The organism is Paenibacillus sp. SN-8-1, assembly GCF_050995535.1.
Taxonomy (GTDB): domain Bacteria; phylum Bacillota; class Bacilli; order Paenibacillales; family Paenibacillaceae; genus Fontibacillus.
In genome coordinates, this window is sequence record NZ_CP194782.1 from 229,018 (window position 1) to 241,164 (window position 12,147).

Below are 12,147 nucleotides of genomic sequence, written 5' to 3' on the forward strand. Positions count from 1 at the left end.
GTGAGCCTTTTGAGAACACCGATTATTGCAGGGAACTGGAAAATGTTCAAAACCGTTTCCGAAGCAAAAACTTTCTTCGAAGATATCAAAGGTAAAGCGGAAGTAGAAGGTGTGGAAAGCGTGATCTGCGCACCTTTCACCAACCTTCCGGCATTGGTGGAAGCAGCGAAGGGCACTTCAATCAAGATTGGCGCTCAGAACCTTCATTTCGAAGATGAAGGAGCCTTCACAGGAGAAATCAGTGGGGGAATGCTGAAAGAGCTTGGCGTGGATTATGTAATTATCGGCCATTCCGAGCGCCGTGCTTACTTCGGTGAGACCGATGAGATCGTGAACAAGAAAGTCCATGCCGCATTCAAACACGGCATTACCCCGATCCCTTGCGTAGGCGAGAAGCTTGAAGAACGTGAAGCGGGACAGACTAAAGACGTTGTGAAGGTTCAGACCGAAGCAGCTCTTAAAGATCTTAGCGCAGAGCAAGCAGCGCAAGTAGTGATTGCATACGAGCCAATCTGGGCCATCGGAACAGGTAAATCCTCTACATCTCAAGACGCGAATGAAGTGACTTCTTACATTCGCTCTATTGTTGCGGATCTGTATGATGAGTCTGTGGCTTCCAAAGTGCGTATTCAATACGGCGGCAGCGTGAAGCCTGAGAACGTTAAGGAATATCTTGGACAAAGTGATATCGACGGAGCGCTCGTGGGCGGTGCAAGCTTGCAGCCTGCTTCTTATATCGCACTTGTCGAGGGGGCAAAGTAAGATGTCAGCACCCAGACCTGTAGCACTGATCATCATGGACGGATTCGGTCTTCGCGGCACAGATGAAGGCAACGCGGTTGCACAGGCGAACAAACCGAATTATGACAGATACCTTAAGATGTACCCTAACACCACGCTGACCGCTTGCGGTGAGGCTGTGGGTCTTCCTGAAGGACAAATGGGGAACTCTGAAGTAGGTCACCTCAATATCGGTGCAGGCCGGATCGTATACCAGGATCTGACCCGTATCGACAAGTCGATCCGTGAAGGTGATTTCTTTACGAACAAGACCTTGGTTGAAGCTGTACAATACGCGAAGACCAACGGCAAGAAGCTGCATTTGTACGGCTTGTTGTCCGATGGCGGCGTACATAGCCACATTAACCATATGCTAGCTATGCTTGATCTTGCGAAGAAGGAAGATCTGCATGAAGTGTATATCCATGCGTTCCTGGATGGCCGCGATGTGGCTCCAGACAGCGCCAAAGGATTCCTGCAGCGGTTAATCGCCAAGATTGAAGAAATAGGCATAGGTAAAATCGCAACGGTCCAAGGCCGCTATTATGCGATGGACCGCGATAAGCGCTGGGAACGGGTGGAGAAATCTTACCGTGCTATCGTGTATGGCGATGGCCCTAAGTATACAGACCCGATTCAAGCAGTAACTGAATCCTATGAGAAGTCCGTATTTGACGAGTTTGTTGAGCCTACTGTCATTGTGGATGGAGCTGGTAAGCCTGTTGGGCTGGTTGAATCCGGAGACTCCGTAGTCTTCCTGAACTTCCGTCCTGACCGTGCGATTCAGCTGTCTCAAGTGTTCACGAACCTGGACTTCCAGGGCTTCGACCGTGGACCTAACTTCCCGATCGGCCTGCACTTTGTATGTCTGACCCTATTCAGTGAGACGGTTGGCGGATACGTAGCCTATGAACCGAAGAATCTGGATAACACGTTAGGCGAGGTGCTGGTGCAGCAAGGTAAGACTCAGCTTCGTATTGCCGAGACCGAGAAGTATCCGCACGTAACCTTCTTCTTCAGCGGCGGACGCGATGTTCAGCTTGAGGGCGAGACTCGCGTATTGATCAATTCCCCTAAGGTTGCTACCTATGACCTGAAGCCGGAAATGAGCGCTTATGAAGTGGCGGAAGCTGCCGTGAAGGAGATCGAATCGGATAAGCATGATGCGATTATTTTGAACTTTGCCAACCCGGATATGGTGGGTCACTCGGGTATGCTTGAGCCGACAATCAAAGCGGTTGAAGTTACAGATGAGTGTGTAGGCAAAGTCGTTGACGCTGTACTCGCCAAAGGCGGGGTCACGATTATTATTGCTGACCACGGTAATGCGGATATGGTATATGATGAGAATGGGCGTCCATTCACCGCGCACACAACTAACCCGGTTCCGTTCATCGTAACCTCGGAAGATGTGATTCTGCGTGAAAGCGGCATTCTTGCCGATGTAGCTCCGACAATTCTGGATCTGATGGGACTTCCGCAGCCTGCGGAGATGACCGGACAATCCATGATTGCCAGCCGTAAGAACAAATAATAATTCATAAAACAAAGGAGACTTTAACATGACAATTATTTCTGACGTATATGCACGCGAAGTCCTTGACTCCCGCGGTAACCCGACGGTAGAAGTTGAAGTATATCTTGAATCCGGCGCTATTGGCCGTGCGATCGTACCTTCCGGTGCTTCCACAGGTGCTCACGAAGCTGTAGAGCTTCGCGATGGCGACAAATCCCGTTACCTGGGTAAAGGCGTTCTGAAAGCTGTTGAGAACGTGAACGAGATCATCGCTCCAGAAGTCATCGGTATGGACGCTTTGGACCAACTGGGTATCGACAAATTGATGATCAGCCTTGATGGTACTGAGAACAAAGGCAAGCTCGGTGCGAATGCAATCCTGGCCGTATCCATGGCTGTTGCTCGCGCTGCTGCTGATGCTCTTGATCTGCCGCTGTATGTATACCTTGGCGGATTCAACGCGAAACAGCTTCCAGTTCCTATGATGAACATCGTTAACGGTGGTGCCCATGCGGACAACAACGTTGACGTACAAGAGTTCATGGTTCTTCCAGTAGGCGCGCCTACTTTCAAAGAAGCTCTTCGTACAGGTGCTGAAATCTTCCACAGCCTGAAATCTGTTCTTGGCAGCAAAGGCCTGAGCACAGCTGTAGGCGACGAAGGCGGATTTGCTCCTAACTTCTCTTCTAACGAAGAAGCACTTGCTACAATCATCGAAGCGATCGAAAAAGCGGGTTACAAACCAGGTGTAGACGTATTCCTTGGTATGGACGTAGCTTCCACTGAGTTCTTCAAGAACGGTAAATATGAGCTTGAAGGCGAAGGCAAATCTTACACTTCCGCTGAGTTCGTAGATCTTCTTGCTTCTTGGGTAGATAAATACCCAATCATCACCATCGAAGATGGCTGCTCTGAAGACGACTGGGAAGGTTGGAAGCTTCTTACCCAGAAACTCGGCGACAAAATCCAATTGGTTGGTGACGACTTGTTCGTAACGAACACTGAGCGTCTGGCTAAAGGGATCGAAGAGAACATCGGTAACTCCATCCTGATCAAAGTGAACCAAATCGGTACTTTGACAGAAACTTTCGATGCGATCGAGCTTGCAAAACGTAACGGCTACACAGCTGTAATCTCCCACCGTTCCGGTGAGTCCGAAGACAGCACAATCGCAGATATCGCCGTAGCTACCAATGCCGGCCAAATCAAAACAGGTGCGCCTTCCCGTACTGACCGTATTGCGAAATACAACCAATTGCTTCGCATTGAAGACCAATTGGGCGAACTTGCTCAATACAACGGCTTGAAATCTTTCTACAACTTGAAAAATAAATAAGAAGTAAGATCACCTCTTACTTCCGAACATCAAAAGACCTCAGGGCCGATTCCGGCCGACTGAGGTCTTTTGTCTGTATAACCTTGTATAATTTATGTAATGGAGCATGCTGTTAATTGGTTGAGTATCTTGAATTCCTGAATAAGCTCGCGCTGCGTGCTCTTAGGCAGCAGGTGCGAGCGTACTCCTTGAACTGCCCCCTCAAGAGCATAGAGCGTATGAAGACAAGCTGAGCTGTCCTGCTTGCGGATACGGGCGTAAGCTTCCCGGCTGCCTAGTTCCATAAGCTGAAGAGGGCTCTTGATCCCGCTGGCAATCAGCTTGGCTTCAAGGACATGACCGATATTGGGCAGATCAGATAATTTGGACATGGCTCTAGATTCTGTTAAGGGAATAGCTTTGAAATTACTCATTAAATCACCTCCTGAAATACACTAACAATTTCCATATCATTATAGTGGAATACCAAAGGGCTTGAGGTGACATGATTCACAGCGAACCAGGTCAATTCACGAGAGCAGACACCTATAGAGGAGGAGATCATATGAAGCATACGTTTCAACTGAACGGGATATGGAACGGTGGACGGAATAGTGAGGGAGTTATTGAAGCAGGGAATTTGAAGACGGTGATCTCCATCCCGGAGGGAATGGGTGGACCAGGCGTGGGCACCAACCCGGATGAGATGCTGCTGGGGGCGGCAGCCACCTGTTATCTGATTACACTCGCTGCCATGCTGGAAAGATCAGGAATTGAGACTGAAAGCCTAACTCAGACCTCGGAAGGGATTGTGGATGTCACGAACAATATTTTCACTTATGAGAGTATTGTTCACAGACCCCGGGTAATTCTCAAGGCTGGAAGCGGAGAAAGAGAAGTAGAGAAGGCACGCAGGCTGGCTGAGATGGCTGAAGGCTCCTGTATGATCTCCCGTGCGGTAGCGGGTAATGTGAAGCTATCGACAGTACCGGAAATCCACGTGGCAGCTATATAAGCCGCAGTTAAAATGTTCACATTTGTGTGCACAGTCGTAACTACGGGGAATGCTTGGACTTTCGGCCGCTGTTGTCTCCAGATTTCTTGATTTATACCGCAAGGTGGATGAAATCCGGAGACAAAGGCGATCGCTATCGCTCCTACAGTTCCAAGCTTCCCCTCCGTTACGCCGTAACCTTAAGTTAAATTTTTAACTGCGTCTTGTATAACTAAAGATAAGGTTAGTTATTGATCCGTAGTTGTCTTCCAGATTAAGCTATGGTACACTATAAATGCTGTTTATGTGTACATATTAATCAATTCTCATAGATGGTGATCACGCTTAGGAGGTGGATTGAATGGATATCTTATTGAAAGTGCTGCTCATTATTTTTTCCATCGGTTTGATTACAGTTGTTCTTTTGCAAAAGGGAAAGAGCGCGGGTCTTTCCGGTGCCATCTCCGGGGGCGCTGAGCACCTTTTCGGTAAAGCAAAGGCACGCGGTATGGAACTCGTTCTTGAACGTCTGACTGTGGTTATGGCTGCCGGATTCTTTATTTTATCGGTCGTCGTTGCCGTTATCCTTAAGTAGGATTAGCTTGAATGTATTAGCAATGATAAGGCTCTCGTTTTCTTTAACGGAAACGGGGGCTTTTTTGTGTATATCGGCGGGTTCAGGGTAATCTAAGAGTATATTCGTCCTCTTGACGCGAGGAGGAATGAGCGTTTTTGTGGGAAACGGATGCAGTCGGTTGATTTCGTGTATACTAGGGTATATACAAGAAGGGTAATTTAGGAAGATTACGACAGCTTGTGTACAAGCCATCCCGAGGTGAAACGATGATAACGGAATCAGATTTATTAAATTTTATGCGGGAGACCGCCTATAAACCCATGACCTATCAGGAACTGGAGAAGCATTTCGGCATTGAGAGTGCTGCAGATTTCAAGGAGTTCCTCAAGCTTCTGAATCATTTGGAGGGAGAAGGGAAGATACTCCTGACCGAGACCAACCGCTATGGTGTACCGGAGCGGATGAGTCTGCTGCGCGGCCGACTTCAGGTGCATGCCAAAGGGTTCGCCTTTCTGATTCCCGAGAACCGGGAGCATCCCGATGTATATATACATGCCAACGATCTGAAGAGCGCGATGAATGGAGATATCGTTCTTGGCCGAGTCACCTCCAAGAGCAGCGGAGGCGGCAAGCTCGAGGGTGAGGTTGTCCGCATTGTTCAGCGTGCCGTGACCCAAGTCGTCGGTGTATTTCAGAACAATGAAGTATACGGTTTTGTTATTGCGGATGATAAGCGGATTAATAAAGATATTTTCATTCCTAAAGGTGCGTTCAATGGGGCGGCGGACGGCGAGAAGGTCGTAGTTCGCATCGTTCGTTATCCAGAAGGACGCTCCGCGGCAGAAGGCGAAATTATTGAAATACTGGGTCATAAGGACGACCCTGGTGTGGATATTCTGTCGATTATCCGCAAGCATCAGCTGCCGGAGACTTTCCCTGAGGAAGTGCTGGCAGAGGCGCTGGATGCTCCAGATGTCATCGAAGAGGATGAGATTCGGGGGCAGAACCGGCGTGATCTGCGCGATAAGATTATCGTGACGATTGACGGGGAAGATGCGAAGGATCTGGATGATGCGGTGAACGTGGAGAAGCTCCCTAACGGACATTTTCGTCTGGGGGTTCATATCGCGGATGTAGGCTATTATGTGAGAGAGAACTCCAAGCTGGATCAGGAGGCCTATAATCGGGGCTGCAGCGTCTATTTGGTGGACCGTGTAATTCCGATGCTTCCGCATCGGCTGTCTAACGGAATATGCAGCTTGAACCCGAAGGTGGACCGGTTCACGCTCTCGTGCGAGATGGAATTCAACGAACAGATGAAGGTCGTCAAGCACGATATCTTCACCAGTGTGATTCGTACGAAAGAGCGGATGACCTACACCAATGTACGCAAAATTCTGCAAAATGAAGACCCTGAGGTTACGGAACGATACAGCGATCTGGTGCAGACCTTCAAGGACATGCAGGAGCTGGCGCTGAGACTTCGCGCGAACCGGATCCGGCGCGGAGCTGTGGATTTTGACTTCGAGGAGTCCAAAGTTATCGTGGATGAGAACGGGAAAGCGGTGGACATCGTCAAGCGGGAACGCTCGATTGCGGAGCAGATTATCGAGGAATTCATGCTTGCCGCGAATGAGACGGTGGCTGAGCATTTCCACTGGCTGAAGGTTCCGTTCCTCTACCGGATTCATGAGGACCCGGATCAGGAGAAGCTGCATAACTTCATGGCGTTCATTGCGAATTTCGGATACTCGGTTAAGGGCAAAGGCAACACGGTTCATCCGCGTGCCCTGCAGACCCTGCTGGAGGATATTAAGGGAACGAAGGAACAGACGGTCATCAGTACGATGATGCTCCGTTCCATGAAGCAGGCGAAGTATGACTCGGAGAGCACCGGACACTTTGGGCTCGCTGCCGAGTTCTACTCCCACTTCACCTCACCCATCCGCCGATACCCTGACCTTGTCATTCACCGGATTATTCGGGAAGTGGCTGAGGGCGGCGGAGCCCTTACACCGGCCCGCCAAGAGTATCTGGCCAGCCGGATGCAGGACATTGCCCAGCAGTCCTCCGAGCGTGAGCGGGTCGCGGTTGAGGCCGAGCGGGATACCGAGGCGCTGAAGAAAGCAGAATTTATGCAAGACAAGGTAGGCGAAGAGTTCCCTGGTATTATCAGCAGTGTGACCAGCTTTGGTATGTTCATTGAGCTGGAGAACACGGTAGAAGGTCTGATCCGTCTGAGTGCGATGACGGATGATTATTATAACTTCCACGAGCAGCATATGGCGCTGATCGGGGAGCGCACCTCGAAGATCTACCGCATCGGGGATGAGGTGAAGATCCGCGTGGTGCGGGTCAACATGGACGACCATACCATCGACTTCGAGATGGTCGACATGAAGCCGCGCCGCGAAGGTGGACCGCGCGGCGAGGGCTTTGGCGGCGGCCGCGGTGGCAGGGAAGACCGCGGCGGCGGCTTCGGTGGCCGCGGGGGTAAGGGCCGCGGCAAGGATAAGAGCCGCGGCGGGGATGCGGCTTCCGCGCAAGGCGGGAAGCCGGGCAAGCAGGGCGCGTCCGGCGCACGGACGGACGCGAACGCCGCCCCGGCCCGGAGCTTCAGCTTCGGCTCCGGCAAGGGCGGCTACAGCGGCGGCTCGTCTGCGGGAGCGACGGGCCAAGGCGGCTCGCGGCGGAAGCATACGACCGCGAGCGGGATCTTCACCCCCGGCGGCAGTGAGGCCGGGGGCGAGGGCGGCGCACCTAAGCGCAAGAAGCGCAAAGGTGGCGGCAAGAAGAACGGCAAGAGCAAAGGCGATGCGAACAATGCGACGGCCGCTTTTGTAAGAAAGAAGAAGTAATAAGATTTAGTTAGGTCTTGACCGTCAGGGTTGCTTGTTAAGCTCTGGCGGTTTTGATATTTTATGATAGGCATTTACTTAAGGGTTCTTTTTGTATGATAAGGGCAGCATCAACTCAGTGTGGAGAAGGGAGTGATCAAGCATGAACAATCTAACCAAAATGAAAATAGCCAAGCCTGTCCAGGAGGTATTTGAAGCCTTTGTGGATCCATCAAAGATCGGGCAATTCTGGTTCTCCTCCAGTTCTGAGCGGTGGGAGCAAGGCAGAACAGTCACCTTGAGATATGATGAGTATGATGCTCAAGGGGATATCGTTGTGAAGGAGATTGAGTTGAATAGGAAGATTGTGTTTAATTGGGGCGCTAATGGAGAAGGGCATGTGGTGACGATTACCCTGAGTCCAACTGATCAAGATGAGTGTATTATTGAAATTATTGAAGAAGGTTTTGACGTTAATGATCAGGATGTGATCCCCCAAATTCTAGACAATAAAGAGGGCTGGGTTTATATGCTGACTTGCTTGAAGGGATATTTGGAATACGGTGTTAATTTGAGAGCGGCATTGGTGAAATAAGTAGAGTATGCTGTGGAATACTGCGCTGGCACATGGCGGCTTGATTTTGGCGGGGCAGATTTGATACAATGATTTAACCTGTAAGTATTCTGCAAGAGAGCAGTTATGTGGCTCTGCAGTGCGTTAAGGGATTCTGAGTAACGTTTGAAGGAGTGAGAACATGGGTAAGAAAAGTGACGGGAAAGTTCTGGCCCAGAACAAGAAAGCTTCCCATGACTACTTCATTGAAGACACGTTTGAAGCAGGCATGGTGCTGACGGGAACGGAGATCAAATCCATCCGGAATGCCCGCGTCAACATCGGGGATGCTTTCGCCACCATACGGAACGGTGAAATCCATATCCACAACATGCATATCAGCCCGTTCGAGCAGGGCAACCGCAGCAATCCGTCGGACCCGACGCGGACGCGCAAGCTGCTGATGCACAAAGCCCAAATCCATAAGCTGCTAGGCCTGTCCAAGCAGGAAGGTTATTCGATCGTGCCGCTGAAGATCTATATTCGCAACGGTTACGCGAAGCTGCTGATCGGCCTTGGTAAAGGTAAGAAGCAGTACGACAAGCGCGATACTGCGGCTAAGAAGGATGCTCAGCGCGATATCCAGCGCGCGCTTCGCGAGAGACAGAAAGTGGCTCGCTAAGCCATCTGTAGATCAGATTGGATTATACCAGTTAGGATGCGGTTCGAGTAAACCTAATCTGGCATAATACCTCGTTGAATCGATGGATGAATTACCGGGAATTGACTTGGCTTGGTGAAGCTGCACGCTTTTCCAACAAGTCCATATGCAATTCAGAATGAAGTTATGCTATACTAATTCATGTAACACAGGATTACAGCACTTGTGCTTGCTAATCCGTTAATCCATTTGGATCGAACTAAAGCCGCGTTCTTCTTGCTTTGTTCCTTTCAAGCAAACCCTTTTCTTATTGAGGGGGCGTTTATGGATTCGACGGGGGTAGATCGAGCATGGGTAGCGGGTAGTGGGGACGCGTCCACTTCATCAACGCTAAAGCCAATTAAACGGCAAACAAACAACTAACTACGCTGTAGCAGCTTAATAACCTGCTCACGTGCTCCTCTCCTGCATCGCCCATGTGCCGGATGTAGGGGCTAACTCTTAGTGGGATACGCTGTCACATCTCCGCCTGGGGTGTGCTGAAGAAGACAATCAGGCTGACCCAACGTATAGCCGGTTACGGGGCGATACTCGGGTGACATCAAAACTGTGACTACACCCGTAGAAGCTTATGTGGCGTTGCCTTCGGACAGGGGTTCGACTCCCCTCGCCTCCATACTGAAAACCCGCTCTTGGAGCGGGTTTTCGCCTTTTCTGGGATGAAATTATAGTCAAATGTAGCCCAAACTTTTTTGGTCCCCTCATCTTTGAGATATTTTGTAGTCCACCGGGCTACAAGCAGTTCACTAATTTTGAGGTAAATGTCCGTGAACAGTTTTTGCAGAGGTGCTTCAGCATGAAATTGATGCTGGAGCAGATTTTCAGCTAGGTGTACAAGTTGCCCGGCGACCTTTCGCTTTTGCCTCCTTACGCGGCATTGAAGCCCCTCACGCTGCATAATCCGCTACTCGTTTGTGATTTATGCATTGTTCTTTCCGCAGTAGTACTGTGATTTTTCGATAACCGTACAGTTCACTTGAAGGACACCTTCATTAGAATAACCCTATCTTTTGACTTTCAGGTATTCTAATGAAGGTGTTTTGATCGTTCTGAAAATTACTACATATCAATCAGCTTTAAAACAACACCTAACATTCGCTCATATTTATATTCGTCAACTAGATATATTGAGCTTGATTGTAACAATTGATTATCTTTACCTCGCTTTAAATAGATAAGAGTATTTTTGTTCTTCTCTCTGTTTTGTTCATATGACTTTTGATTAAAGAAAATTTGATCTATCATTTTTGTATTGTTCGCTCTGTCGAAGAAAACATATTTTCCTTTTAAAGCAGCAACCTTTTTAATATCACTTGTATTAATACTAGCAATCATATCATTATCAATGATAATAATATCACTTTGATCAATATTGCTAGTGTCTGTCTGTCGAGTTATCTTAGCACCATGCATCTTTAAATTCTCTAATAGAGCTTGATCTGTCCCGATATAAACGATGGTATATTGGCTTAATTTCGTTTTATCCAGTGATACAGAACCAGAATTAGAATCAGGATTTTGTTTTCCACAAGCCGACAATAAAAACAGCCCTATTAGAAGGATTGCAGGTAGCCATCTAAGGTTTTTCACTTTTAACACCTTCTATTATTATTTATAGAGTTTCAAAACCGTACTATAAGAAGCGCTTTTGGACCCTGTATCCGCTTTCCAAGTTCCATAGAAATAATTTTCAGTTTCACTATCCTAACTTTTACTTTCTACATCACAATATGCTGAAATTACAAATTCCTGTCCATTTCCTGTGCGATCATAGAAAGTAACTTGATCAATATTGTCTAATTTTCCTTGGTAAATCTCTGAAAACCCTATGTTTTCATTATTGTTCATCGAAAACCCACTTCTAATCAGCATAATAATTATAAATGAAAAAATAATTGCTTCATATAAACTCCTTTCCTAAAGTGAAAATGCAATACTATATTGAGATAAGATCGAATCTAATTATAGAATATAAACCATATATTTACATATTAGCAACAACGCTCCGCCATCGCGAAGCGTTCATCATGAATCCCGGTACCAAGGATGACAAGTTAATCGCGGACATTCATTTGACATTAAGGGGCAAAACGTTGCGGTCGAACACGGAGAAGAAGGGTGAGGGTTGGAGAAAAAGGGAATGGAACTAGGAAGCTAACGCTTCATTCGTAATTTTTTCGATATCGATTGGAGATCTGGATCCTTCGCTGACTAAGTCGGGTAAAATATTTCGGAGAAAATACTCCACGCAATGAAGCTTGATTTGTTTTATTTTGATCAGGGCATTTCGGTACATGACGATAAATTCTTTCTCCGTATTCCCGCGCTGGAGCTCTGCGAAGGCTTCGTAGATTTGATCCATTTTATCGGCGACTTCTAATATTTTCCCTTCAACCGAATCATCCTTGCCTTCGCGCAGTTGTCTGCGGAAGATGATCTTGAAGTCCTCAGGAATATGCTCATCGATGAAGTGCTCGACCATACCTTCTTCTACTTTCTGCAGCATGGCTCGGAGTTCTAGCGAATAGTGCTTAACGGGCGTTTTAATATCCCCGATAAAGATTTCGCCGTAATCATGACTGCTTGTAATTTCGTACAGCTTTTTCCAATCCACAGTGACTCCGTTGCTTTCTTCAATATCGGCCAACGTCTTCGCGTATTGGATGACCTTCCAAGAATGAGCCGAAACGCTATGCTCCTGAAATTTGAATTTACCTGGGCAGCGAATGATTCTCTCTAAATCAGTTAAGGATTGAAAATACGTATGGATACCCATGCGGTGGATTCCTTTCTTCGAAAAAGAGATGATTTGTTGTGCTACGTACAGTATAAATTTGATTTGTTAATAGGCGAT

General features: G+C 48.0%; 13 protein-coding genes and 1 other RNA gene. 9 read left to right on the top strand and 5 right to left on the bottom strand.

Translation table 11 applies throughout. The features are described 5' to 3' along the window. Window positions 1-9 precede the first annotated feature (9 nt). From tpiA to eno, 3 genes are read left to right on the top strand one after another with little or no spacing between them, the layout of a single operon-like run. Window positions 10-762, top strand: a complete 753-nt coding sequence (tpiA, locus tag ACRRNK_RS01230; protein WP_433945024.1) for a triose-phosphate isomerase — start codon at window positions 10-12, stop codon at window positions 760-762. A 1-nt stretch (window position 763) separates the two neighbouring features. Then, window positions 764-2,314: a 2,3-bisphosphoglycerate-independent phosphoglycerate mutase gene (gpmI, locus tag ACRRNK_RS01235; protein ID WP_433945025.1), complete on the top strand. Its 1,551-nt coding sequence runs from the start codon at window positions 764-766 to the stop codon at window positions 2,312-2,314. A 28-nt stretch (window positions 2,315-2,342) separates the two neighbouring features. Further along, window positions 2,343-3,632, top strand: coding sequence for a phosphopyruvate hydratase (gene eno / locus ACRRNK_RS01240; protein ID WP_433945026.1), 1,290 nt, complete (start codon window positions 2,343-2,345; stop codon window positions 3,630-3,632). A gap of 92 nt (window positions 3,633-3,724) precedes the next feature. Here eno and ACRRNK_RS01245 read toward each other — a convergent pair whose 3' ends face one another. Beyond that, window positions 3,725-4,003 carry a TfoX/Sxy family protein gene (locus tag ACRRNK_RS01245; protein ID WP_433946760.1) on the bottom strand — a complete coding sequence of 93 codons (279 nt, stop codon included), beginning with the start codon at window positions 4,001-4,003 and terminating at the stop codon, window positions 3,725-3,727. 173 nt (window positions 4,004-4,176) lie between these two features. Here ACRRNK_RS01245 and ACRRNK_RS01250 point away from each other — a divergent pair, with 173 nt between their 5' ends. The 6 genes from ACRRNK_RS01250 (at window position 4,177) to ssrA (ending at window position 9,912) form a co-directional block, all read left to right on the top strand. Next, entirely contained in the window at window positions 4,177-4,626 is a 450-nt protein-coding gene (locus ACRRNK_RS01250) for an OsmC family protein (protein ID WP_433945027.1), read from the top strand. A 340-nt stretch (window positions 4,627-4,966) separates the two neighbouring features. Next, a complete protein-coding gene (gene secG / locus ACRRNK_RS01255) occupies window positions 4,967-5,200 on the top strand; it encodes a preprotein translocase subunit SecG (RefSeq protein WP_433945028.1) in 234 nt (77 codons plus the stop codon). Between the two features lie 248 nt (window positions 5,201-5,448). After that, entirely contained in the window at window positions 5,449-8,040 is a 2,592-nt protein-coding gene (gene rnr, locus ACRRNK_RS01260; RefSeq protein WP_433945029.1) for a ribonuclease R, read from the top strand. A gap of 142 nt (window positions 8,041-8,182) precedes the next feature. Beyond that, a complete protein-coding gene (locus tag ACRRNK_RS01265; RefSeq protein ID WP_433945030.1) occupies window positions 8,183-8,614 on the top strand; it encodes an SRPBCC family protein in 432 nt (143 codons plus the stop codon). Between the two features lie 160 nt (window positions 8,615-8,774). Further along, complete coding sequence (gene smpB, locus ACRRNK_RS01270; RefSeq protein ID WP_251377089.1) at window positions 8,775-9,254, top strand: SsrA-binding protein SmpB; 480 nt, start codon at window positions 8,775-8,777, stop codon at window positions 9,252-9,254. A gap of 293 nt (window positions 9,255-9,547) precedes the next feature. Beyond that, window positions 9,548-9,912, top strand: a transfer-messenger RNA (tmRNA) gene (gene ssrA / locus ACRRNK_RS01275). A 268-nt stretch (window positions 9,913-10,180) separates the two neighbouring features. Here the strand turns inward: ssrA and ACRRNK_RS01280 are convergent. The 4 genes from ACRRNK_RS01280 to ACRRNK_RS01295 form a co-directional block, all read right to left on the bottom strand. Continuing rightward, window positions 10,181-10,264, bottom strand: coding sequence for an IS3 family transposase (locus ACRRNK_RS01280; RefSeq protein ID WP_433946761.1), 84 nt, complete (start codon window positions 10,262-10,264; stop codon window positions 10,181-10,183). Window positions 10,265-10,352: 88 nt separating this feature from the next. Continuing rightward, entirely contained in the window at window positions 10,353-10,883 is a 531-nt protein-coding gene (locus ACRRNK_RS01285; protein ID WP_433945031.1) for a hypothetical protein, read from the bottom strand. Window positions 10,884-10,997: 114 nt separating this feature from the next. Beyond that, a complete protein-coding gene (locus ACRRNK_RS01290; protein WP_433945032.1) occupies window positions 10,998-11,141 on the bottom strand; it encodes a hypothetical protein in 144 nt (47 codons plus the stop codon). 298 nt (window positions 11,142-11,439) lie between these two features. Then, window positions 11,440-12,069 carry a YfbR-like 5'-deoxynucleotidase gene (locus ACRRNK_RS01295; RefSeq protein ID WP_433945033.1) on the bottom strand — a complete coding sequence of 210 codons (630 nt, stop codon included), beginning with the start codon at window positions 12,067-12,069 and terminating at the stop codon, window positions 11,440-11,442. Window positions 12,070-12,147 lie beyond the last annotated feature (78 nt).